At 28.0% G+C, this 23,685-nt stretch carries 16 protein-coding genes, 2 tRNA genes and 2 rRNA genes; 9 read left to right on the top strand and 11 right to left on the bottom strand.

Features of this window, described 5'->3' with window-relative positions; translation table 11 throughout:
* Positions 1-86: 86 nt before the first annotated feature.
* Positions 87-953, bottom strand: a complete 867-nt coding sequence (locus AC5SL0_RS00680) for a phytanoyl-CoA dioxygenase family protein (protein WP_494618349.1) — start codon at positions 951-953, stop codon at positions 87-89.
* Positions 954-1,028: 75 nt separating this feature from the next.
* Between AC5SL0_RS00680 and AC5SL0_RS00675 the strand changes: the two genes are divergently transcribed.
* Positions 1,029-2,078, top strand: a complete 1,050-nt coding sequence (locus AC5SL0_RS00675) for an N-acetylneuraminate synthase family protein (RefSeq protein ID WP_494618348.1) — start codon at positions 1,029-1,031, stop codon at positions 2,076-2,078.
* A 113-nt stretch (positions 2,079-2,191) separates the two neighbouring features.
* On the opposite strand, the gene AC5SL0_RS00670 is transcribed toward AC5SL0_RS00675, so the two are convergent.
* Both AC5SL0_RS00670 and AC5SL0_RS00665 read right to left on the bottom strand, forming a co-directional pair.
* Positions 2,192-3,400, bottom strand: coding sequence for a hypothetical protein (locus tag AC5SL0_RS00670; RefSeq protein WP_494618347.1), 1,209 nt, complete (start codon positions 3,398-3,400; stop codon positions 2,192-2,194).
* 578 nt (positions 3,401-3,978) lie between these two features.
* Positions 3,979-5,007 (bottom strand): SDR family NAD(P)-dependent oxidoreductase, encoded by a 1,029-nt coding sequence (locus tag AC5SL0_RS00665; RefSeq protein ID WP_494618346.1) that lies wholly within the window; start codon positions 5,005-5,007, stop codon positions 3,979-3,981.
* A gap of 143 nt (positions 5,008-5,150) precedes the next feature.
* On the opposite strand from AC5SL0_RS00665, the gene AC5SL0_RS00660 reads away from it, so the two are divergent.
* The 3 genes from AC5SL0_RS00660 to AC5SL0_RS00650 are packed head-to-tail and all read left to right on the top strand — an operon-like array spanning position 5,151 to position 8,279.
* Positions 5,151-6,149 (top strand): glycosyltransferase, encoded by a 999-nt coding sequence (locus tag AC5SL0_RS00660; protein ID WP_494618345.1) that lies wholly within the window; start codon positions 5,151-5,153, stop codon positions 6,147-6,149.
* Entirely contained in the window at positions 6,146-7,294 is a 1,149-nt protein-coding gene (locus AC5SL0_RS00655) for a DegT/DnrJ/EryC1/StrS family aminotransferase (RefSeq protein ID WP_494618344.1), read from the top strand. Before AC5SL0_RS00660 ends, AC5SL0_RS00655 begins: the two co-directional genes overlap by 4 nt.
* Positions 7,281-8,279, top strand: coding sequence for an N-acetylneuraminate synthase family protein (locus tag AC5SL0_RS00650; RefSeq protein ID WP_494618343.1), 999 nt, complete (start codon positions 7,281-7,283; stop codon positions 8,277-8,279). The genes AC5SL0_RS00655 and AC5SL0_RS00650 overlap by 14 nt, the downstream gene beginning before the upstream one ends.
* A gap of 50 nt (positions 8,280-8,329) precedes the next feature.
* Here the strand turns inward: AC5SL0_RS00650 and AC5SL0_RS00645 are convergent, their stop codons facing one another.
* Positions 8,330-9,457, bottom strand: coding sequence for a GNAT family N-acetyltransferase (locus tag AC5SL0_RS00645; protein ID WP_494618342.1), 1,128 nt, complete (start codon positions 9,455-9,457; stop codon positions 8,330-8,332).
* Positions 9,458-9,621: 164 nt separating this feature from the next.
* Here AC5SL0_RS00645 and AC5SL0_RS00640 point away from each other — a divergent pair, with 164 nt between their 5' ends.
* Positions 9,622-10,287, top strand: coding sequence for an FkbM family methyltransferase (locus tag AC5SL0_RS00640; RefSeq protein ID WP_494618341.1), 666 nt, complete (start codon positions 9,622-9,624; stop codon positions 10,285-10,287).
* Positions 10,288-10,602: 315 nt separating this feature from the next.
* Here AC5SL0_RS00640 and AC5SL0_RS00635 read toward each other — a convergent pair whose 3' ends face one another.
* Positions 10,603-12,318 (bottom strand): hypothetical protein, encoded by a 1,716-nt coding sequence (locus AC5SL0_RS00635; protein WP_494618340.1) that lies wholly within the window; start codon positions 12,316-12,318, stop codon positions 10,603-10,605.
* 31 nt (positions 12,319-12,349) lie between these two features.
* On the opposite strand from AC5SL0_RS00635, the gene AC5SL0_RS00630 reads away from it, so the two are divergent.
* The gene (locus tag AC5SL0_RS00630; RefSeq protein WP_494618339.1) at positions 12,350-13,039 is read left to right on the top strand and encodes a glycosyltransferase family 2 protein; all 690 of its coding nucleotides are present in this window, start codon (positions 12,350-12,352) and stop codon (positions 13,037-13,039) included.
* Here AC5SL0_RS00630 and AC5SL0_RS00625 read toward each other — a convergent pair.
* Both AC5SL0_RS00625 and AC5SL0_RS00620 read right to left on the bottom strand, forming a co-directional pair.
* Positions 13,026-14,060 (bottom strand): NAD-dependent epimerase/dehydratase family protein, encoded by a 1,035-nt coding sequence (locus tag AC5SL0_RS00625; RefSeq protein WP_494618338.1) that lies wholly within the window; start codon positions 14,058-14,060, stop codon positions 13,026-13,028. The genes AC5SL0_RS00630 and AC5SL0_RS00625 overlap by 14 nt on opposite strands.
* Entirely contained in the window at positions 14,057-15,313 is a 1,257-nt protein-coding gene (locus tag AC5SL0_RS00620) for a class I SAM-dependent methyltransferase (RefSeq protein ID WP_494618337.1), read from the bottom strand. Before AC5SL0_RS00620 ends, AC5SL0_RS00625 begins: the two co-directional genes overlap by 4 nt.
* Before the next feature lie 57 nt (positions 15,314-15,370).
* On the opposite strand from AC5SL0_RS00620, the gene AC5SL0_RS00615 reads away from it, so the two are divergent.
* On the top strand, positions 15,371-16,477 hold the full coding sequence (locus AC5SL0_RS00615) for an aminotransferase class V-fold PLP-dependent enzyme (RefSeq protein WP_494618336.1): 1,107 nt from the start codon (positions 15,371-15,373) through the stop codon (positions 16,475-16,477).
* Positions 16,478-16,502: 25 nt separating this feature from the next.
* Positions 16,503-17,084, top strand: a complete 582-nt coding sequence (locus tag AC5SL0_RS00610) for a GNAT family N-acetyltransferase (RefSeq protein WP_494618335.1) — start codon at positions 16,503-16,505, stop codon at positions 17,082-17,084.
* A gap of 333 nt (positions 17,085-17,417) precedes the next feature.
* Here AC5SL0_RS00610 and AC5SL0_RS00605 read toward each other — a convergent pair.
* The 4 genes from AC5SL0_RS00605 to AC5SL0_RS00590 all read right to left on the bottom strand — a co-directional run bounded on the left by AC5SL0_RS00605 (position 17,418) and on the right by AC5SL0_RS00590 (position 22,055).
* Positions 17,418-20,171 (bottom strand): 23S ribosomal RNA (locus AC5SL0_RS00605).
* Between the two features lie 149 nt (positions 20,172-20,320).
* Positions 20,321-20,396: transfer RNA gene (locus AC5SL0_RS00600), tRNA-Ala, on the bottom strand.
* Between the two features lie 9 nt (positions 20,397-20,405).
* Positions 20,406-20,482, bottom strand: a tRNA-Ile gene (locus AC5SL0_RS00595).
* Positions 20,483-20,580: 98 nt separating this feature from the next.
* A 16S ribosomal RNA gene (locus tag AC5SL0_RS00590) occupies positions 20,581-22,055 on the bottom strand.
* The 16S and 23S rRNA genes sit together here with 2 tRNA genes alongside, the layout of an rRNA operon.
* A 330-nt stretch (positions 22,056-22,385) precedes the next feature.
* Between AC5SL0_RS00590 and AC5SL0_RS00585 the strand changes: the two genes are divergently transcribed.
* On the top strand, positions 22,386-23,684 hold the full coding sequence (locus AC5SL0_RS00585) for a M23 family metallopeptidase (RefSeq protein ID WP_494618334.1): 1,299 nt from the start codon (positions 22,386-22,388) through the stop codon (positions 23,682-23,684).
* Position 23,685: the final 1 nt, after the last annotated feature.

Genomic DNA, 23,685 nt, shown 5'->3' with positions numbered 1-23,685 from the left:
ATGGGTGTTAGCTATTGATAATAACGTCAATATTTTACAGACAAAATGAATTTAATATAGCTAAAAAAATTTCACAATAAAATATACTAAATTATTTTAAAAGGATTCTCTCTTGTAAAAAAAGATATTCCATCTCTTATCTGATTAATTTTTGCATCTCCTCTTCTATGGTACCCATGAGTATTTGCGATCATAAAAGAATTTTTTTTACAGAGAATTTCTATTTTTTTTTTTTCAAATTTATCTGAATATTTTTGATCTAAAAAAAATGATAAAAAATTTTTATAAAAAACAGTTTTTAAAGAGTTTGTATACTCCCAAAAAAGTCTATGGAAAGAAAATTTATTTGATCCCACTATATAATTAAAAGGTCCATTAACCTTATTAATATCTGTTAAATAAACCCAAGCTTTATGTGTATTGTGATAAGTGTCTACATGCCAATGAGCATTATCATCATGTTTGAGTTCGTTCTTTGTGATTACTCTTTCCAGTCGCATGAATAATTTAATTTCTTTTTTTCTTTCTGCAAATTTAAAAATATTATTAATTTTATTATTTTTTAATACGTTGTATAAGTTGGGATAATTGTTTTTATTAAAAACACTATCTTCAAATTCATATAGATAATATTCAATAGATGAATTTTTGTTTGAGTTCTCATAGAGTTTTCTAGCCCTCTTCTCTATATCTATAATTTTTAAAAATTCTTTATGCACATTTGAAAACTCTTTTTTAGATAAAAAATTTTCAATTAAAATTATACCATCCTTATAATAATTTTTAACAGTATCATTATTTTGAAAGAAAAAGCCTGAAATAAAAAATGATATTTTAGCTAATAAATACCTCAATATTTGCAAACCAAAGATATTAAGAAATTTAGAGTTTATATTTTTTTGGCTTGTAAAAATTTGAGAAAAATTAAAGCTATCAATATTTTTTTTAATCATATGTCTACATTATTTTGTTATGAAAAAAAAACAATATGTTGTTTTTCTAATACGTTCATATACAAGCAATTATTAATGGCAAAATTCAAAATAAAAAATAAAGTTATAGATAGTGAGAAAAATGATTTTTATCTAATAGCTGAAATTGGCCATAATCATATGGGTGACATAAATCTCGCAAAAAAAATGATTAGGGAAGCAAAGAGTGCTGGCGCTAGCGCTGTGAAACTTCAGAAAAGAGATAATAAATCACTTTATGTGACAAGCTTTTATAACGAGCCTTATGTTCATAGAAATAGCTATGGCAAAACTTATGGGACACATAGGGAAGCCCTGGAATTTAATTTTAGTCAATATAAAATATTATTTAATTATGCAAAAAAATTAGAAATTGATTTCTTTGCTACGCCATTTGATCTTACTAGCTTAGATTTCTTAGAAAAACTAAATCTTCCTTTATATAAAATTGCTTCAGCAGATATTTTAAACTTACCGTTTCAAAAAGAAATAGCAAAAACAAAGAAGCCAATTATCCTTAGTACAGGTGGAGCCACCATGAAAGATGTAGAAATTGCTGTGGAAAATATAACTAAATATAATAAAAATTTATCAATTTTACAATGTACAGCCTCTTATCCAGCTGATTGGAAAGATATGAATCTTAGAGTAATTGAAAACTATAAAAAAAAATTTAAAGGGTTTGTGATTGGATTATCCGATCATGAAGCTGGTATTCAAGCAGCATCAATTTCATTTATGCTTGGTGCTAGAATTTTTGAAAAACACTTCACTTTGAATAGAGCAGCAAAAGGAACAGATCATTCATTTTCTTTAGAGCCAGAAGGACTGAGAAAAATTCATAGAAATTTATCTAGAATACCAATTTTATTAGGCTCTCCAATCAAGAAAAGATTAAAAACTGAAAAGGCACCACTTTACAAAATGGAAAAATCAATTGTTGCTTCAAGGATTATTAAACAAGGACAAAGAATAAGATTTAAAGATTTGGCTTTTAAATCTCCGGGAAGTGGTCTTTCACCTAATTTATATGAGAAAGTAATTGGAAAAATAGCAAAAATTAAATTGCATCCAGAAGAGTTAATACTTCTAAAAAATCTTAAATAAGAAAAAGTAATAAGTTACTCTGAGCTATTTATAAGTTGCGCAGATAATAGTTTTGAATATATTTTTTTTGAAATATAGATATTATTGATCTGTTTAGATGAAAAACTAATATTTTATATATATCCGATTATTTTTGGTTTTTTTCCTGAATTATCTGAAACTATTTTAAATTTTTTAGTTTTAATAAATTCAACCACATTATTATAAACTTCTTTACAATTTTGCTCATTATTAAATTTTAAAAAATATTTATAAAATAATGTTGAATTATAGAGTGTGCCAAGACTTAATTGCGTTGAGAAAAGCTTATTCATGAACGCATAATCAGAAATGCCATATAAATAAAAAAATTTATATATATCATCTCTCATTCTTTCATTCATTTTTAATTTACCTATTTTGTCCAGATTAAGTAGAATATTATTGTATTCCTTAAAATTATTGGGTGTGTGGTTAAAATCATATTTATTATGAGGATTATTAACAGAAGCATTAACTACTGGAATTCCAAAAAGGGGATACTCATGCCCTATAGTGCCAAAGACAGTTAATACACAATCAATTCCATGTGCTATTAGATCGTTATGATTTATATTTTTTGGTAAAATATTTAGTCTTTTATATTTTTTTTTAAATTTTTTAAAATGTTTCAGATTACCATCATAATGAGATGGATGTAATTTTATATACCAGGAGTAATTAGTTTTATCTGAAACTCTTCCTAAATAATCAACCCATTCATAAAAATCAACAAATAGATTATCACCGAAGGCATGGGTAGCATCTGTAAAACAATGTGCCGCAACAAGAACCTTAACCTTTGAATCTTTGTTAAGATCTTGAATCTTTTTTTGACTTTTTCCAAAAGCAACTTCTGAATGAGTATTTTGCAACAACTTTATATCTTTTTTTCCTTGTAACCTATCATGGAGTTTTTTTGATGATATTGAAATGTATTTTTTTTGATTATTTTTAGAAAAAATATTAAAGACTTTTTTATAAGAATCATATCCGGCATTCTTTCTATTAAATTTTTTATTTAAATAAACAGAGACATTATTTCCTACACAGTAAGCAGCTATTTTTTTATCAATCGCTATTTGAACAATCATGCCTGTTAAATATGTTGTGTGAGTTACCACTAAAGATTTAATATTATGATTAGAAAAATAATTATCCCAAAATACAAATTTGTTTATCGATTCTGCTAAAAATAAACGAAATTCTTTTGATTTATAATCAATAGTTATTCTGCTAAAGTTTCTCAAATAGTGATCGTAAATAAACTCTCCTATTAGCAAATTATTTATTTTGATATTCATAATGTCTTCTTTTGAATTTATATTTTTGTAAACTGATTTATAGATTTCACTACTTCTTTTTTGATCGACAGTGAGTGTAAAAATTATTTTTTTAATACCTATAGCTTTGTATAAATAAAAAAAAGGATTTAAAAACAATGAAAAAGATGGCAAATATTTATCTAGCCATGACTTATTAAATTTTACAGCATGAATCTGAGCATTAAATTTTTCAGATAAAGCTCTACAAAAATATGAGAGAGAAATGACTGATGGATAATATTGAAAAAATTCTACTAAAATTATATTTCTTTTACTATTTTTTTCTTTTCTTTTTTTTTAGTAATAAATTTAATAAATTTGATTAGATAATAAACATAAAATAAATTTATAGATCTACTTTTAATATTTTCTATAATACGATACATCATATTTTTAATTTTTTAAATATAAATGTATAGTGCTTACACCTTAAGTCGTAAAGACAAATAAAAAAAGTAATTTAAATTTACTACATAGTTTTTGAACTACTTGATAAATATTTTTTACATAACTAATCTTGTTTTGTTAAGTAGCTAATTCAAAGGAAAAGTACAAATTTATTTTAACTTAAGCTTAACATCATGGATAAGGAATCTTTTTATTTCTTCTATATTTAAATGTCTCGCTGTATTTGAATTAAAAATTTTTAATAGAGCTAAAGTATCAAAATTATTAATAGGATTATTTTTCTTTAAAATTGCAAGATTATCTGAAAAATAAATTTGATTTAAATATTTTTTTTCTAATAATTCCTCATATAATTTTTCACCCTCCCTTAAGCCAATAATTTTTATTTTTTTTTTATATTTAAAAATACTTTTTAAAGCTTTTGCCAAATCTAAAATTTTAAAAACTTTCATTTTTTTTATTGTAAATAACTCGCCACCTTTCATTTTGAAAAGTGCATTAAAAATTTCATGTGTAACATCCTTAATTGTTATAAAAAAACGCGTCATATCTTTATTAGTAACAGTTATCTCTTTATTTTTTTTAATTTGGCTTAAAAAATTAAGCAAAACCGACCCTCTAGAACCTATGATATTCCCAAAACGAATAACTGCAAAATTTGTTTTGGATAAACCATTATTAGATTTTAAAACTATTTTTTCAGCCTCAAGTTTGCTTTTTCCCATTAAAGAAACAGGATTTACTGCTTTATCGGTACTAATAAATAAAAAAGATTTTACTTTTTTTGCTATAGCGGCTTTGATTAATTTTTGTGTTCCATTTATATTAGTTTTTTTAGTTTCTCCTGGATTATATTCACAAATTGGAACATGCTTTAAAGCAGCCGCATGTATGACGATGTCTACACCTTTACATGCCTCCAGATTTCTTTTATAATCTCTAATATCGCCTACTAAATATCTGATCTTATTTATTTTCATTTTATATTGGAAAGAGGTTTTTAATTCAGAGTTTATGTCATTTGATAAATGATAAATCCCATTTTCATCATTACTAATTGCTCTAATAACTTTACAGTTATAGTTTAAGAGTTTTTTTACTATAACAGATCCAATTGATCCCGAAGCACCAGTTATCAATACTGATTTTCCCTTGAAAAATTTTTTTAGTTTAGACATTTATCTATAATGATAATATTAAATTATATTGTTAATAAATAATAAAAATATTTTAGATTAAAATTCTAATAATAGCTACTAAATATATTTTATTAATCAATTATAAGACTTAAAAATAAAATTTAATAATTGAAAATAATTTTGTGAATATAAAAAAAAATTTAATTTTTAGACTAGATTTAGATAATGGCAAATATGCTGGCACAGGTCATTTAACAAGAATAACTAAAATTTATTATTTTTTAAAAAAAGAGTTCCCCAAAATAAATTTTATTTTTTTATACAAAAATTTAGATAACAGTAAAAGTATGCTGGATGCCATAACAAAAAAAAATCATTTTATATTTAATAAAAATTTTGATAAAAAACTAAATTTTTTAAATAAAGATGATGTTATAATATGTGATACTCCATTTGGAATAGACAATGATCTTAAAAAATTTATTACTAAAAAAAAAATAAGCCGAGTTTTGTTAATAGATGATTTGAATAAACCCAAAATAGGTAAATGCACAATTATTAACGGCATTATTTACTTTAAAAAAAAAATAAAGCCCTACAAAAATAATAAAATTTTTCAAGGTCCTGAATATGTTTTTTTAGATAAAATTTATGCACAAAGAACAAATAAAAGTAATCAAAGAAATTTAACAATTTTAGTGTCTTCAGGAGGAACAGACAGAAAAAATGATCTCTTTAAAATCATAAATTGTTTAAAGAATATTTCTAAAATAAAGATACTTTTAATCATTGGAAGTCAGGTTAAAAAAAGTAATAAGGTTTTTAAATTAAAAGATAAGAAAATCACCTTTGTTATGAATAAAAAAAATATTTATAAGTATTTTTGTCAATCTGATTTATGCATCACCGCTGGTGGAATTACTATGTTTGAATCTTTGGCTTTAGAGAGACCAACATTAGTTTATCAGGCACACAACCATCAAAAATATGCTATAAATTATTTTTTAAAAAAAAAATCAATAAAATTAATTGGAAAATATAATAAAATTTATGAGAAAAAGATTGTTAAGATAATAAGTAATTATAAACCAAATAATAAAATTTTAAATTTAAATTCAGATATAAATGGTAAAAGTTATTTTAGAGTTGTAAAAATAATAAATAATTTTATTAAAAAATGAAAAAATATATTCAAGTTGCAAGTCCAATTTTTGATGGTAACGAAATTAAATATCTTAAAAAAACACTTGCTTCAGGATGGGTGGCGCCTGGACCTCAAACTAAAAAATTAGAGATTTTAATAAAAAAAAAGATTAAAGCTAAATATGCAATAGCGGTTAATTCTTGTACAAATGGTATATGGGCATGCTTAACAGCAATGGGTGCAAAAAAGGGTGACGAAGTATTAACACCGGCTAATACATTTATTAGCACAATTAATACGATTCACAATATGGGTTTAAAAATTAGGCTTTGTGATGTGGATATAAAAAAGTGGTCAGTTACAAATGAAATATTTGAAAAAACATTAACTAAAAAAACTAAGTTTTTTATACCAGTACATTTTGGGGGTAATCCAATTGATATTGATAAAATTATAGCTACTGCAAAAAAAAAAATAAAAATTATTGATGACGCAGCAACAGCCATGGGATCAAAAATAAATAATAAATATTTAGGGTCATATAATTATCCTATTACAGTTTTTAGCCTTCATGCTAATAAGATTATTACTAGTGCAGACGGTGGAATAATAACCCTTAATAATAAAAAATTAGCAACAAATTTAAGAAAATTAATCAATTCTGGACTAGAAAAAAATAGCTGGCAAAGAAAAAAAGTTAATAATTTTAAACGCTTAAATGTAAAAATGGCTGGTTATAAATTTAACTATAACGATGTGCTTGCTTCGATTGCAATACCTCAATTTAAAAAAATTGATAAGATTATTAGTTATAGAAAAAAACTTTACACTAAGTACAAACAAAGTTTAAAAAATTTGATAGATATTAATTCAATATATCTTCAAGAAATTGAAAAATCTAATTCTAGTTCTCTATATTGTTTTCAAATTTATATATCAAAAAATAATATTAGAGATAAGCTTGCTTATTTTTTAGAAAACAACAAGATTTCTACTACTGTTTATTACACACCAGCACATAAGCATGACTTTTATAAGAACAAACTCAATTCTAAAAATCAAATAAATTGTAATAAATTATTTAATAATTCGTTAGCCTTACCATTTCATAATAAGTTAACATTTAAAGATATTAAAAAGATAACAGATTTAGTAAAACTATTTTTTAATGAGAATACATAAAGAAGCAACATACATTATAGCTGAAATAGGAATAAATCATGATGGTGATTTACAAAAAATTTCTAAATTAATTAAGCTAGCAAAAAAAGCGGGAGCAAATGCAGTAAAATTTCAACTTTTTGAAGCATCAACACTTGCCAATAAAGCAAATAAAAAAAAATATAAATTATTTAAAAGTTATAAAAATGAAACACTTTTTCAAATGTGGAAGAGATTAACTATAAAAAAAAATTGGCTAATAAAAATTGAATCTTTATGCAAAAATTTTGAGATAGATTTAGGCTTTAGTGTTTTTGATATTAAAAGCTTAGAAATGCTAAATGGTATTAAATATACGTTTTTGAAGATAGCCTCAGGTGACCTAAATGATCACTTTTTAATTAAAAAAATTTTAAGTAAAAAAAAATATAATATTTTATCTACAGGTATGGCTGATGAAAAAGAAATAAAACAAACTTGTAAATTATTTAATAAAAAAAAATTAACTCTATTACATTGTGTTTCGCTATATCCGGCATCTATAAATAATATTAATTTAAGAAGAATGATTAAACTAAAAAAATATTCAACTAGTGTGGGTTTTTCAGATCACACTATTGGAGTAAACTCATCAATTAAAGCAATAACCTTGGGTGCAACAATAATTGAAAAACATTTTACATATGACAATAAGGCCGATGGTCCAGATCACTTATCATCTGCAAACTTTCATCAATTAAGAACAATTTGTGAATTTGCTAAATCGCATCAGAGAATGCTGGGTAATGGTAAAATTAGTCCAAACGAAGAGGAAATAAAAATGAGGATATTTGCAAGAAAGAGTATATTTGCATCACAAAATATTAAAATTGGACATAGATTTAATTATAAAAATATAAAATGTGCTAGGCCTGGAACTGGGATTGATGCTAGTTTTTTTGAAAAGATAATAGGCAAAAAAAGTAAATCTTTTTTTAGAAAAGATGATTTGATAAAATTATTATAAGATTAATACTAGTAGATTAACGAACCTAATAGATTTTTATATATTAGAATTTAAGTGACAAATTTCATTAAAGAAATGAGGGGCTTTTTTTTGAGTAATTGATAGTTGCGAGAGACTTTCCAATTAAATTTTTTATATAAAAAAATTGATTTTTTATTAGCATAAAGATACGCAGATAGTTTAGCAGAGACGATCTCATTCATAGATTTTGCTAGCAAAATATTTGAGATACCTTTTTTGTAATATTCTGGAGAAATTACAAATGCATCAAGGATAATATATTTATCTTTCTTGTTACGACAAAATCTTAAACAATTATATCCAATTAGATTAACACCATTGAAGAGTAAAACGTGGCTATCATTTTTTTTATATGTTTTTAAAAAAAAAGATTTTTGTGACTTTAAACTATATTTCCAAAAAGTTTTTTTGATCTTAAATATTTTATCTTTCTCTTTTATTGTTAATTCACTTGTTTTTTTTATCAAAAAATTAAGGTTATTTTTTTTATTTATTTTATATTTTGATAAGCTTTTACATAAAATTTTCCAGTCAGATTTTATATTATGATTATTTAATTTTTTTTTTAAAAAGAAGTAATCTTCTAAATAATCAAAAGAACATCTAAATATGTCCATTCTTTTTGTAAAAATATTTTTTATATTTAACGTATTATTTGTTTTGTTAAAATTGTAAGTAACATGTTCTTTAGAAAGTTTTGAATTTAAACTATCTTCTCTGAGTAATTTTAGTTTAAAAATTTCAACTGATAAACCATATGGTACATTACTTTCTTTCGGATCTATATACATATAATCATTTTGCTGAGATTGAAATATTTTTAGACATTCGAGAATTAATTTAGAATTTACCATTAAATTATCACCTGTTAATCTCACGATAATATCCTTATCTTTCATGTTGACCATAGAATCTAAAAATCTTTTTTTTACGTTATGTAAGGATCCATTAAAGAAATTTATTTTATATTGCTTTAAAATAAACCGTAAATAAGAATCAGAACTATCGTTTGATGTTAAAACAATTAAATTTTTTTTTAAAGGTGCAATTCTTTTATATAAATAAATTATTGCTGGGATATTCTTTATTAATAAAAAACATTTAAATGGCAATCTCTTTGAGTCACTTCTTGCTTGTAATAAGATTTTAAATTTCATTTTCTTTCTAAGATTTTAAATTTCATTTACTTTCTAAAATTTTTTATTTAAAGTTACTAAATTATGAACATTTTTGTTTAACTAAAAAATAATATTTAAAAGCTTAGTTAATTAATTATTAATACTAAATTAACTTAAAAAAAATTGGGAATAAATAAAATTAAATGAAATTTATCAGAATAATTAAAAACTATATAAAAGATAATTATTCAATATACACAGCATTAAATGAATTAGACAAGAAAATAGAGAAATATCTAAATTATAAAGATGGTTTTTTTATTGAAATGGGAGCAAATGATGGAATAAATCAGTCTAATACAAGATTTTTAGAAAAAAAATATAACTGGCGTGGTATGCTAATTGAACCTTCTGAAAAATTTACTTTATTAAAAAAGAATAGATCAAAAAAAAATATTTTTTCTGATGTAGCTTGCTGCTCTTTTAAAAACAGGGGTAAAAGTATAAAATTTGCCTATTACAACCTAATGACACTAGCTTTAAATCTTAAAACTGATGTTAATATAAAAAAGCATAAAATAAATGCAAAAAAATTTAGCAATAATAGTTATGAGTTTATAAAGAAAGGAATGCCCTTGAATGACTTGTTATCCAAAAATAATACACCTAAAATTATTGATTTTTTTTCACTTGATGTTGAGGGTGTAGAATTAGAGGTTCTTCAAGGAATTAACCATAGAGAATATAAATTTAAATATTTACTTATAGAAGTTCGAAATTTCAATCCCATAAACAGCTTTTTATTAAAAAAAAACTATATACTTTTGAATAAATTTACAAAAAAAGATTATTTATATAAATATAAATAATAAAAAAGATCTATGAATATAAAAAATTTTTTAATTAAATTTACGTAAGAAAAATTTATAGCGTAAATTTTAGAATTAAATCTTTTGAAAATATTTTTGTCAAAAAAATAAAAAGGTAATATCTAAAATATTCTATCTATATTATATTTAAAGAAACTTTATTAATTTTTTTCTCTTTTTTAAGATTAATAAAATTATAAAACCTAAGAAAATAATTAAAAAATATAATTAGATATAAAATATACTCAATCAGGAGGTGAAGTTAATGATAAATTTTTTTAAGAAAGATGATTTGATAAAATATAATTTTTATTATTAGTATTTTGGTTTCCAGAATTGATAATTTTTAATATACTTTTTGTCTAAGCTATTCTTTTTAATAGTTCCCACAAACATATAGTCTCTTTTTAAGTCTAAACCGATTAAATTTAATAACTTAGGATTAATATTAAGAGAATGGTCTGTTACAACTATCCAAGCATTTTTTATGTTTTCAAATGTTGAAATATTAAGAACTTTTGATACTTTTTTAGTTGTGCCAACATATCCTGCTCCCCACCATGGTTCTGTGACAAACCTCGCTCCAGCAATAATATTCAAACCAGGCTGTCTGCCCGTTAAATCAATTAAATGATATCCTTTTTTCCATCCATTTTTTTTGAGAACTTTTTGAACTTCGTTAATAAAATTAAAAGTAGTATTATCAACAAATATTTCTCCATTAAAATTAGTTAAGGTTACTTTTTTTTTTTGTTCATAAATATTATCATGATACCTCCTAGGATTTTCAAAATTATCTATTAAATTGATTAAAACAAAAATAGTTAAAATATAAAAAAATAGATCTAGCTTATTAACTAAAAAAAATTTTTCATTTTTAATTTTTAAGATAAAATTAAAAATAATTAAAAATATAATTAAGGAAGAACTTTTTAATAAAACAACTACATTTGTATTTGTTCCAACTACAAAAGCGTACAAAATAAAAATTAAAATGAAATTATAGAATAAAAAAGTTATATCTTTTTTACTTGTCTTAAAAATTTTTGTTAAGTGCAAATCAAATAATATGTAAAATAATATAATAAATAATAAAGTAAACAAAAGGCTATTTGTGAAAAATAAAGGTAAAAAAATTAACATAAATGCAAAATTATTAAAAAAAATTTTAAATAAAGCTTTACAAAAAAATAATGATGTAAAAAAAATGAGAAGATAAGAGATATTACTATAATAATAAAATAATACTTGTTTTGCTGTAGATATAAAATTACCCAATATTGAATATCTAGGATCCAATAATATTTTTAGCTCAATGCCTAACATTAAATCATTTAAATAAAAATCAATACTACCGAAAAAAATTAATATATAAGCGTAAAAAGTAAATAGACTGAGAATAATAGAAATTAATAAAATTATAAAACTTTTTTTTAAATTAAAAAAATATAATATCCATATTGTATAAATTAAACTTAAAAATATTGCTGTTGGGGGCTTACAAATGAAAGAAATTAATCCACCCAGAATCACTAGTGACATTGGAAATAAAATTTTCCAATTAATATTATTTTTAAATGTGAATCTAATTAGACCATTAATGAAAATTAAAATTCCTATTAAATTATAAAGATTATAATTAGGTGTGATGATCCAATTATGATAATAGCTTAATGTTCCTAGGGTAAATATTAAAATTAAAAATCTTTTGTTGATATTTTTAAAATCAAGTATACTTGATTGAAATTTTGAAATGGGATTTACTAAAAGTATTGAAGTAAACATTAATAATCCCGCACCTAATAGTCTAAAATAGTAAATATTATAATCTACTATTTGCAATAAGAAATTTCCCAAGATGCCAGAATTGTTCGCTCTTCCCATAATATCATTTGGATACATGCTTATTAACAATACATAAGACTCATCGGTAAGCTCTATGCCTTTATTAAAATTAATATAAAAAACTATTGATAAAATTAATGAGAAAAGAATTAATAAATCAATTGAATATTTATTAAATTTTGTCATAAGTAAATAATCTTATATGAATTAATAAAAAATGTACAACAATCGAACTTTGTCAATTATTCTACCTGCGCTTAATGAAGAAAAAAGTATATCAGATTATATTGTTGATTTAAAAAAATTAAATATTTTTGATGAAATAATTTGTGTAGACAATAATTCAACTGACAACACTAAAACTGAAATTATAAAAAATAATGTTACTTACCTGTTTGAACAAAAAAAAGGGTATGGTGCGGCCGTAAAGAGAGGCCTTAATCATGCCAAAACAGATTTGCTTATGGTAAGTGAGCCAGAAGGATCTTTCGTAGCAAAAGATTCATTGATATTATTAAAAAAACTTGATGAATATGACGCTGTATTCACTAGTAGAACTTATAATAAACATATGATTTTTTACCTAAAATATGGCAACAGATTATATGCAAAATTTTTGAGTCATTTATTTAATGGTCCAAAATTATCTGATGTTGGAAGCTCTTTTAGAGTATTCAAAAAAAAAAATTATAACCTCTTCAAAGATACATTAAAATATGATGGGCCTGAATTCCAATTAGAATTAACAATAAACTTATTCAGACAAAATCTAAATATTACTGAAATAAAAATTGAGCATAGACCACGTATTGGAAAATCTCACTATACTGGAAACTTTATAGACTCATCTATTGTAGTTTTAAAATTTACTAAGGTTGTAATTTTAAAGTTTCTTAAGATTGAATAAAATTTTTTTCAGCGTACTCATTGAAATATTCTAGACCTTTCTTTAATTTTATTTTAGGTCTAAATTTAAATTCAGTTGTAAAATTTTTAATTGATGGACATCTTCTCATCGGCTCATCACTTGGATAATTTTTTGGATACGGAATTTTTATGGACATGGAAAAAGACTTTTTTTGCATTTTTAATATTTTGGTGGCTAGATTTGCTGCGCTAATTTCTTCACCAGGGTTGCCCACGTTATAAACAAATTTTTTTCCTTTAAAAATAATTTTACAAATCATAACAATTGAATCAAAAATATGACAATATGTCCTAGTTTGTTTTCCGCTTGAAAAAACTGTAATAGGTTTATTATTTAATAACTGTGAAAAAAATCTAGGAATAATTCTTTCGTCTGAGAATTTCATTCCCTCACCATAAAAGTTAAACGGTCTTATAATTTTTGCATCCACTCCAAAATTATTTTTGTAAATATAAGAGTATGTTTCACCCATTCTTTTACTTTCATCATAACAAGATCTGTCAGAAATTGATGAAACATTTCCATGGTAACTTTCATTTGTCGGCACAAATTTATCAAACGGATTTCCATAAATTTCACTAGAACTAAAATATACAAATTTTGATTTATTCTTTTTACTAATTTCTAATAACTCTCTTGTTAGCTCTGCATTTAAAAAAATTGTCCTTAGTGGGTATTTTTTGTAGTAAACTGGTGAAGGAATTCCCGCTAAATGAATTATAAAATCATACTTTTTATTGGGGATATCACGTCTATTTAATTTATAAAGATCTCTTTTATAAAATGTAAAATTTTTATATTTTTCCTTTAAACCAACAACATCAATTCCATATATTTTTAAGTTTTTTTCTTTAAATGCTTCCACTAAACATTTTACTAAATATTGACCTATAAAACCAGAACAGCCTGTTATGAGTATTTTTTTATTTTTTGGAAAATCATTTAAATTTAAATATTTTTTTAAAAATATTTCAAACTTTTTGTCTGTTTTATTTCTCATTTAATTTTAAGTACAGGTAAGGGTTTAATAAATTTTACTTTTTTTTTAAATATTTTGCTCCATTTGTTATATATCGTATCAAATAAGTGCCAAGCTAATACAATTACATAATCTGGTTCATTTTTTTTCATATTATCACTTGAAAGTATCTTTAAATCAGTTCCAGGCGCATAATAGTTTAATTTTTTTGAAGTTGGCTGCTCTGCAATATATTTTACATTTGTTTTAAGAAAATCATAATAATGTAACAGTATGGATGCTCTTGCAGGGAATGCTTTTGCCACAATATTTTTATGTTTATTTTTATTTATAAATTTTCTTAAATTTTCTTTTGATTGTTCAATTTTTTTAGAAAAATTAAGATATGTTTTTTCCTGATTAAGCTTTTGTTTTTTCTCATTTTTTAAAATCTTTATCACATTTGGACTTTTATTAATTTTACCAAGTGTAAAATGTGCCTGAATATTTCCACCGTATCTATCTGAAGTATATGCATCAACTATATTAAATCCATAATACTTCATTAATTTAATCAAGCTAGTTAATGAATAAGTTCTTAAATGCTCATGATAAAAAGTATCAAATTGTATTTTTTTTATAACATCCAATAAATAATGATTTTCTATAACAAAAACTCCATTTTTTAAAATTAACTTTTTTACACCACATATAAATTCTTTTAAATTATTAGTGTGCGCAAATACATTCGTGGTTGTTATTAACTTTGCTTTACCGTAATTTTTTTTTGCTTTATTTGCTGACCGCATATTAAAAAAGTCTTGGATTATTCTTATACCCTTTTTTTTAGCCAATTTAACTGTGTCTGTAGGGTCAATTCCTAGGACCTTTTTGTATCCACTTTTTTTAAATTGATTTAAAAGCGACCCATCATTGCACCCCAAATCAACAATTAAATCCTTATCTTTATCTAAGGTATAAATCTTAGTTAAAAATTTAGACATTTTTTTGAAGTTTTTTAAAACTTCTTTAGTAATGCCTGGTACATAATGATAACTTTTGGGATAAAGTTTATTATCTCCAACAATATAATCATTTTGTAATAATATACATTTTTTGCAGAAAGATATTGACAAAGGATAATATAAAACTTCTTTCTGACCCTGCTGGATTGGCATTAAATCATCTGCCAAAGGTTGGTGGCCCAAATTTAAAATCTTATATAATTTTTTATTTCCACATATTTGACAAGCTTTAACTTCACCTGTTTTATAAGTGTGCTTTGGAATTTTCATTTTAATCTATTAGTTTGGATTGTAAAATATAATTGATATTATACTTATTTAAAAAAAATGAAAAATTCAATCAATAAAAAAGAGATAAAATTACTTAAACCTCATTATCCAGTAGGTATTGGTAAAAAAGTTGAAGAATTATTTAAAAAAGGTGAATTGACTGAAGGAAAATATTCAGACAAATTTGAAAAAAAACTTTCTGTTTATCTAAGCAATAAGAACTGTGTTTTATTAAATAGTGGCACTTCTGCTCTTACACTGGCTTATAGATTATTAAATTTAAAAAAAAAAGATGAGGTAATTACTACTCCTTTTACATGTATGGCAACAAACGAGCCTTTATTTAATGAAAAAATTAAATTTAAATTTTGCGATATAGACCCAGATACAGGCAACGCTTGCTTAAAAAGTATAACAAAATTAATTAATAAAAATACGAAAGCTATAGTTGTTGTTCACTGGGGAGGGCTGCCAGTTGATATTGTAAAATTAAAAAAAATTATTTATCCTAGAAAGATAAAAATTATAGAAGATGCTGCCCATGCCTTGGGAGCTAAAATTAACGGAAAAAAAATAGGAAATCATGGTGATTTTGTGTGTTTTTCGTTTCAAGCAATAAAACATATTACAAGTGGGGATGGCGGTCTTTTAGTTTGCAAAAAAAAAGCTGATGTCAAAAAAGCTAAATTACTTAGATGGTTTGGTTTAAATAGGAAAATCAAAGGAAATAAGTGGACTCAGGATATTAAATTTTCTGGCTATAAATTTCACTTAAATAATATTGCCTCTAGAATTGGACTTGAGCAGATGAAGTATGTTAGTAAAATAGTCAAAACACATCAAAAGAATGGAAAATATTATGACAAATATATTAATAATAAAAAAATCAAATTGATAAAAAAAGATAAAAATTTAACTTCAGCTTATTGGCTATATTCAATATTAGTTGATAACAAAAAAAAATTTAAACAATATATGAAAAAAAATAAAATTGAGACTGATGAGGTAAGTTTTAGGAATGATAGATATACAGTTTTTAAAAAATTTAGAAAAAAATTAATAGGCACAGATTATTTTGACAAACATATGCTTAATATTCCAACAGGATGGTGGGTTAAAAAAAAAGAAGTACAATACATAGTTAAGATAATAAATAAATATTAAATAAATACTTAAAGTCACAATATAAATGTTTATAATTGAAAACTTTTCACAAAAACATTTTCATAAGATAAATAATTTTTTTTTAAAGGAAATCAAAAAAATTAAACCTGATAGTCTTTTATTCAGTTTTTCAAAAAAGCTATTTTTAAAATATTTTAAATATTTATTAAAAAAAGATGGCCTCATTTTACTTATTAAAAAAGATAAAAAAGTTTATGGTTGTTTGATTTTTGAAAAATGCACAGGAGATACAATAAATTTTTTAAATGATAATTCAATTTCAATTCTTAAAAATTTATTTTTTTCTAGATATTTAATTGACAAAATAATACTCATTAACATCATATTTAATCGGGTATTTTTTAATAAGAAAATTTCTTTATATAAAAATAATATTATTATAATAGCTGTCAAAAATGAAGTTATTGGGCAAGGAATTGGTACAAAGTTAATCCTTTTTTTAAAAAAAAAGGTTAAAAGTAAAATTCATGTAATGACTGATGTGAATAACATTCAAGCACAAAAATTTTATATAAAGAATAATTTTAAAATAAAAAAAAATATTAGATATGGGCTTAGGAAACTAAAGGTATATTGTTATAAGTAAAATTAACTGAACAAACTTCGATTTTTAAAAATTTTAGTATTAAAGCTTCTTTAAGCAATTCAGCATTCTTATAAACTAATGTAACTGCTTTTTATTCAACTTTAAAATTATAAATTCTAGATATATGGTTTCTTATTTCTTTGGTAATAATATTTAATATGAATGTCTTTATTTTATTTAGGACAACATTCCTATTAATAAATATATTCTTCAAAGGCAACTATTTAACGATCTAAAATTTTATTGTAGCTTAAAAAAAACTCTCTATTAGGTTTGGGTTATAAATAATAATATCGTTATCTTTAAAATTACTTAAAAATTTTTTTCAGTGCATAAATCAAGCCAATTGAGCTATTAGTACTGGTCAGCTACACGCATTACTGCGCTTCCACATCCAGCCTATCAACGTGGTGGTCTACCACGGCTCTATAGGAAGAACTAGTTTTGAGGTGAGTTTCCCGCTTAGATGCTTTCAGCAGTTATCTCTTCCATACTTAGCTACCCTGCACTGCGGCTGGCGCCACAACAGGTCCACCAGTGGTATGTTCAACCCGGTCCTCTCGTACTAGGGTCAACTCCTCTCAATTCTTCTACACGCATAGCAGATAGGGACCGAACTGTCTCACGACGTTCTGAACCCAGCTCACGTACCACTTTAATTGGCGAACAGCCAAACCCTTGGGACCTGCTCCAGCCCCAGGATGTGATGAGCCGACATCGAGGTGCCAAACACTGCCGTCGATATGAGCTCTTGGGCAGTATCAGCCTGTTATCCCCGGCGTACCTTTTATCCGTTGAGCGATGCCCCTTCCACTCAGAAGCACCGGATCACTATGACCGACTTTCGTCTCTGCTCGACTTGTCAGTCTCACAGTCAGGCAGGCTTATGCCATTGCACTCTACGAACGATTTCTGACCGTTCTGAGCCTACCTTCGCACGCCTCCGTTACTATTTGGGAGGCGACCGCCCCAGTCAAACTACCCACCATACAATGTCTCGCTGCCGGATGACGGCTAGCGGTTAGATGTCAAGAAAAACAAAAGAGGTATTTCACTGGTGACTCCACAAAAGCTGACGCCTTTGTTTCAAAGTCTCCCTCCTATGCTAAATATGTTTTTCCTAACACCAATGTAAAGTTGCAGTAAAGGTGCACGGGGTCTTTCCGTCTAACTACGCGAACTCCGCATCTTCACGGAGAATTCAATTTCACTGAGTTGATGTTGGAGACAGCGGAGAAATCGTTACGCCATTCATGCAGGTCGGAACTTACCCGACAAGGAATTTCGCTACCTTAGGACCGTTATAGTTACGGCCGCCGTTTACTGGGGCTTCAGAAGTTAGCTTGCACCAACCGCATTAACCTTCCAGCACCGGGCAGGCGTCAGACCCTATACATCCACTTACGTGTTAGCAGAGCCCTGTGTTTTTGATAAACAGTCGCTTCTCCCTGGCTTGTGCCACCCTTCTATAGTTGCCTACAAAAGGGTCTTCCTTATCCCGAAGTTACGGAAGCATTTTGCCGAGTTCCTTCAACATCATTCTCTCAAGCGCCTAAATATACTCTATTAATCTACCTGTGTCGGTTTCGGGTACGGTCTTAATGATGGAGCTATTTCTTGGGACTCTTTCGCGGCAAGTTCAATCCATTAAGAACTCACAACTTACAGAATCCGTCACTACCATCAGGTCAAGGAATATTAACCTTGTTTCCATCGACTACGGCTTTCGCCCTCGCCTTAGGTGCCGACTAACTCTACGCGGATTAACCTTGCATAGAAACCCTTAGATTTTCGGCGACGAAGTTTTTCACTTCGTTTATCGTTACTTATGTCAGCATTCGCACTTCTGATACCTCCAGGATCCCTCACGGGTATCCCTTCGCAGGCTTACAGAACGTTCCGCTACCCCTTACAAAGTTCGAAAACTTTGCAAAGCCACAGATTCGGTACATGATTTTAGCCCCGTTACATCTTCGGCGCAGAAACTCTATTAGACCGGTGAGCTGTTACGCTATCTTTAAAGGATGGCTGCTTCTAAGCCAACCTCCCGGCTGTTAAGGAATTTCCACATCCTTTCACACTTAATCATGATTTTGGGACCTTATCTGGTGGTCTGGGCTCTTTCCCTCTCGACCATGGACCTTAGCACCCACAGTCTGTCTGCCGAAGAACAATGTCTAGCATTCGGAGTTTTATTAGGTTTGGTAAGAATCTCTTCCCCCTAGCCCATTTAGTGCTCTACCTCTAAACATCTATTTATTCGACGCACTACCTAAATAGTTTTCGCGGAAAACCAGCTATCTACGAATTTGGTTGGCCTTTCACCCCTTACCACAAGTCATCCAAAGACTTTTCAACGTCAACTGGTTCGGTCCTCCGGTTGGTGTTACCCAACTTTCAACCTGCTCATGGTAAGCTCATTCGTTTTCGGGTCTAATTCATTAAACTAATCGCCCTATTAAGACTTGCTTTCGCTGCGCCTACACCTAGATGGCTTAAGCTTGCTTAATAAATTAAGTCACTGACCCATTATACAAAAGGTACGCCCTCACCCTAAAAAGGGCTCGGACTGATTGTAGGCATGCAGTTTCAGGTTCTATTTCACTCCCCTAATAGGGGTTCTTTTCACCTTTCCCTCACGGTACTAGTTCACTATCGGTCACTGAAGAGTATTTAGGCTTAGAGGGTGGTCCCCCTATATTCGAGCAGGATTTCTCGTGTCCCGCTTTACTCAAGAATTTTGTTAGACATTACTCATACGGGACTATCACCCTCTATGGTTAGCATTTCCAAACTATTCAAATTTTTCTAACAAAACTACTGGCCTACTCCGCGTTCGCTCGCCACTACTAACGGAATCTCAATTGATTTCTTTTCCTCTGGTTACTTAGATGTTTCAGTTCTCCAGGTTGTCTCTTTAAACCTATGTATTCAGTTTAAAGTACCACATAAAGTGGTGGGTTTCCCCATTCGGAAATTTTCGGATCAAAGCTTACATACAGCTCCCCGAAACTTATCGCAGTATATCACGTCCTTCATCGGCTTTCAGTGCCAAGGCATCCACTACACGCCCTTAAACGCTTGATTTATGCACAGAAAAAAATTCTTTTAACAGAAAATTTATCTATGTTGTGATCAAATTTTTATTTTGAACATTAAATAATAACTTTTAATGTTCGGATATAGATATTGATATAAATTATTTTTATTTACAGTTTTAATAACTAAATGTTTCCTGGTGGAGGATAGCGGGATCGAACCGCTGACCTCCTGAATGCAAATCAGGCGCTCTCCCAGCTGAGCTAATCCCCCAGTTAAGTATGGTGGGCCGAGAAAGACTCGAACTTTCGACCCCACCCTTATCAAGGGTGTGCTCTAACCAACTGAGCTACCGGCCCTACAAGAAGGAAACATTACTTTAAGAAGAGAAATGAGGACGGTCAACATTACCGATGTATATTATTTAGAGTGAAATTTTACTTTCACTCATCCTTAGAAAGGAGGTAATCCAGCCGCAGGTTCCCCTACGGCTACCTTGTTACGACTTCACCCCAGTCGCTGACTATACCGTGGTCAAGGGTATAAAACCTTGCCTTAAGGTAGAACCAACTCCCATGGTGTGACGGGCGGTGTGTACAAGACCCGGGAACGCATTCACCGTGGCACGCTGATCCACGATTACTAGTAATTCCAGCTTCATGCACTCGAGTTGCAGAGTGCAATCCGAACTGAGGCATCTTTTCGGGATTTGCTTAACGTTGCCGTTTTGCTTCCTGTTGTAGATGCCATTGTAGCACGTGTGTAGCCCAACACGTAAGGGCCATGAGGACTTGACGTCATCCCCACCTTCCTCCAGCTTATCACTGGCAGTTCTTTCAGAGTGCCCAACTTAATGATGGCAACTAAAAGTGAGGGTTGCGCTCGTTGCGGGACTTAACCCAACATCTCACGACACGAGCTGACGACAGCCATGCAGCACCTGTGTTTCGTCCGGCCGAACCGAAAACTCTAATCTCTTAGAGTCGCGACGAACATGTCAAGTGTTGGTAAGGTTCTGCGCGTATCTTCGAATTAAACCACATGCTCCACTACTTGTGCGGGTCCCCGTCAATTCATTTGAGTTTTAACCTTGCGGTCGTACTCCCCAGGCGGTGTGTTTATCGGTTTCCCTGCGACACTGAAAATAAATTTCCAACGTCTAACACACATCGTTTACGGCATGGACTACGAGGGTATCTAATCCTCTTCGCTACCCATGCTTTCGTTCCTCAGTGTCAGTAATGATCCAGAAAGCTGCCTTCGCAATTGGTATTCTTTCTAATATCTACGAATTTCACCTCTACACTAGAAATTCTGCTTTCCTCTATCATACTCTAGCTGAAAAGTTTTGATGGCAGTTCCAGAGTTAAGCTCTGGGATTTCACCACCAACTTTTTCAACCACCTACGAACTCTTTAAGCCCAGTAATTCCGAACTACGCTAGGTCCCTTCGTATTACCGCGGCTGCTGGCACGAAGTTAGCCGGACCTTCTTATTCGGGTACAGTCATTTTCTTCCCCGACGAAAGAGCTTTACAACCCAAAGGCCTTCTTCACTCACGCGGCATCGCTGCATCAGAGTTTCCTCCATTGTGCAAGATTCCCCACTGCTGCCTCCCGTAGGAGTTTGGGCCGTGTCTCAGTCCCAATGTGGCTGATCATCCTCTCAAATCAGCTATTGATCATAGTCTTGGTAGGCCATTACCCTACCAACAAACTAATCAAGTGCGGGCTCATCCAATGGTGCATAAAGCTTTCTCCGTAAAGACTTATCCGGTATTAGCACAAGTTTCCTCGTGTTATTCCAGGCCAAAGGGTAGATACCCACATGTTACTCACCCGTCTGCCACTAAGTATTGCTACTTCGTTCGACTTGCATGTGTTAGGCGTGCCGCCAGCGTACGTTCTGAGCCATGATCAAACTCTCAAGTTAAAAAACGGCGCACACTAGCTTCATATATAAATTGTAAGAATACAATCCATACGATTTTGAAGTGTGTACGACAAATTTTGGTAACCTTAACCGTCCACACTTCTCTTCTTAAATTTTTACTTTTTAAATAGCTAATTGGGTCTAAAACGCCCAATAATCCTCACTAATCTATTGAGTAAACAATAATTTTACTGAGAAAGTGTGCTGCTTATAAGCTAAAATAAAAGTAAATCAAGCATTTAGCATTTAAATAAATGCTCAAATATATCAATAAATACTAGGTTTTTTTTGATTTTTAGTCATTACTAAATTAATAATTCAAAGTTCAAGATGATATTTAGTTCAAATAAAATAATAAAAATAATAAAAAAAAACATTGAGATTACTTTTCTTTTCTTACTATTGTTAATTACGATTTCAAGCACCAGCATCTATAACAAAAAAAAAGTATTAATAGATGAAAATTACAAAAATTTAATAAATAATATTTATTTCCAAAAAAGTATTAACCAAATTTTTGACAATCTAGTTCCAAGATATAAAAATATTGATCATAAAATTTCTAGTGGTGAAACCTTTGATAAAATTTTAAATAATTATTCTATACCAAATGAAGAAATTAATCAGATCAAAAAAAAATTAAATTCAGAATACAATATAAATAATCTTCAGCCAAATCTTGAAATAAAAATTACTATTGATCAATCAAATAATAAAAAAATTACTTCTTTTTTATTTCCAGTTTCTAGAACAGAAAAAATTCAATTAACTAGAAATCTAGATAATAACCTTTTTGAAAAAAAAATAATTATTACAAATTTAAATAAAAAAATTGTTTTTAAGGAAGGGAAAATTACACAAAGTTTATATAAAACGGCTATTGATTTGAAAGTTCAGCCAAATGTGATTATTGAGTTTGCAAGAATTTATGGATTCCAAATTGATTTTCAAAGAGATATTAGAAAAAATGATAATTTTCAAATCATGTACGAAGTGTTTGAAGATGATGATGGTAAAATATTTGAGACAGGTAATATTATTTTTGCAGATCTAAACCTAAGTGGAAAAAATAATGCATTATATTATTTTGAAAAAAAAGGAAGTGAAGGACACTATGATGAAAATGGTAAGAGTGTTGAAAAAGCATTGATGAAAACTCCTATTAATGGTGCAAGGCTTTCTTCTGCATTTGGAATGAGAAAACATCCTATAGATGGTTTTAATAAAATGCATAGAGGAACTGACTTTGCAGCCCCAATGGGCACTCCTATTATGGCATCTGGAAGTGGACTGATAACAAGAGCAAGATGGTGTGGTGGTGGTGGAAATTGTATTAAAATAAAACATAATTCAACTTATGAAACTATTTATGCTCATATGAAAAATTTTGCTAGAGGAATAAAAGAGGGAATAAGAGTAAAACAAGGTCAGATAATTGGTTATGTTGGGTCTACTGGAAAATCTACAGGTCCACATCTACATTATGAGGTAGTTGTAAATGGAAAAAAAGTTAACTCTCAAAAATTAAAGTTGCCTTCTGGTAAAACTCTTAAAGGAAAAGAAAGAGAAATATTTGAGGTAGAAAAAATTAAATTAGATGTTTTAAAATCAGAATTAATTATTGGATAAA

The organism is Candidatus Pelagibacter sp. PS_16, from assembly GCF_059417965.1.
This window is presented reverse-complemented; position numbering and strand designations above follow the sequence as displayed.

Coding starts and splice junctions, on each gene's coding strand:
- AC5SL0_RS00680 (WP_494618349.1), bottom strand. CDS start 953: ATGATTAAAAAAAATATTGATAGCTTTAATTTTTCTCAAATTTTTACA.
- AC5SL0_RS00675 (WP_494618348.1), top strand. CDS start 1,029: ATGGCAAAATTCAAAATAAAAAATAAAGTTATAGATAGTGAGAAAAAT.
- AC5SL0_RS00670 (WP_494618347.1), bottom strand. CDS start 3,400: ATGAATATCAAAATAAATAATTTGCTAATAGGAGAGTTTATTTACGAT.
- AC5SL0_RS00665 (WP_494618346.1), bottom strand. CDS start 5,007: ATGTCTAAACTAAAAAAATTTTTCAAGGGAAAATCAGTATTGATAACT.
- AC5SL0_RS00655 (WP_494618344.1), top strand. CDS start 6,146: ATGAAAAAATATATTCAAGTTGCAAGTCCAATTTTTGATGGTAACGAA.
- AC5SL0_RS00650 (WP_494618343.1), top strand. CDS start 7,281: ATGAGAATACATAAAGAAGCAACATACATTATAGCTGAAATAGGAATA.
- AC5SL0_RS00645 (WP_494618342.1), bottom strand. CDS start 9,457: ATGAAATTTAAAATCTTATTACAAGCAAGAAGTGACTCAAAGAGATTG.
- AC5SL0_RS00640 (WP_494618341.1), top strand. CDS start 9,622: ATGAAATTTATCAGAATAATTAAAAACTATATAAAAGATAATTATTCA.
- AC5SL0_RS00635 (WP_494618340.1), bottom strand. CDS start 12,318: ATGACAAAATTTAATAAATATTCAATTGATTTATTAATTCTTTTCTCA.
- AC5SL0_RS00630 (WP_494618339.1), top strand. CDS start 12,350: ATGTACAACAATCGAACTTTGTCAATTATTCTACCTGCGCTTAATGAA.
- AC5SL0_RS00625 (WP_494618338.1), bottom strand. CDS start 14,060: ATGAGAAATAAAACAGACAAAAAGTTTGAAATATTTTTAAAAAAATAT.
- AC5SL0_RS00620 (WP_494618337.1), bottom strand. CDS start 15,313: ATGAAAATTCCAAAGCACACTTATAAAACAGGTGAAGTTAAAGCTTGT.
- AC5SL0_RS00615 (WP_494618336.1), top strand. CDS start 15,371: ATGAAAAATTCAATCAATAAAAAAGAGATAAAATTACTTAAACCTCAT.
- AC5SL0_RS00610 (WP_494618335.1), top strand. CDS start 16,503: ATGTTTATAATTGAAAACTTTTCACAAAAACATTTTCATAAGATAAAT.
- AC5SL0_RS00585 (WP_494618334.1), top strand. CDS start 22,386: ATGATATTTAGTTCAAATAAAATAATAAAAATAATAAAAAAAAACATT.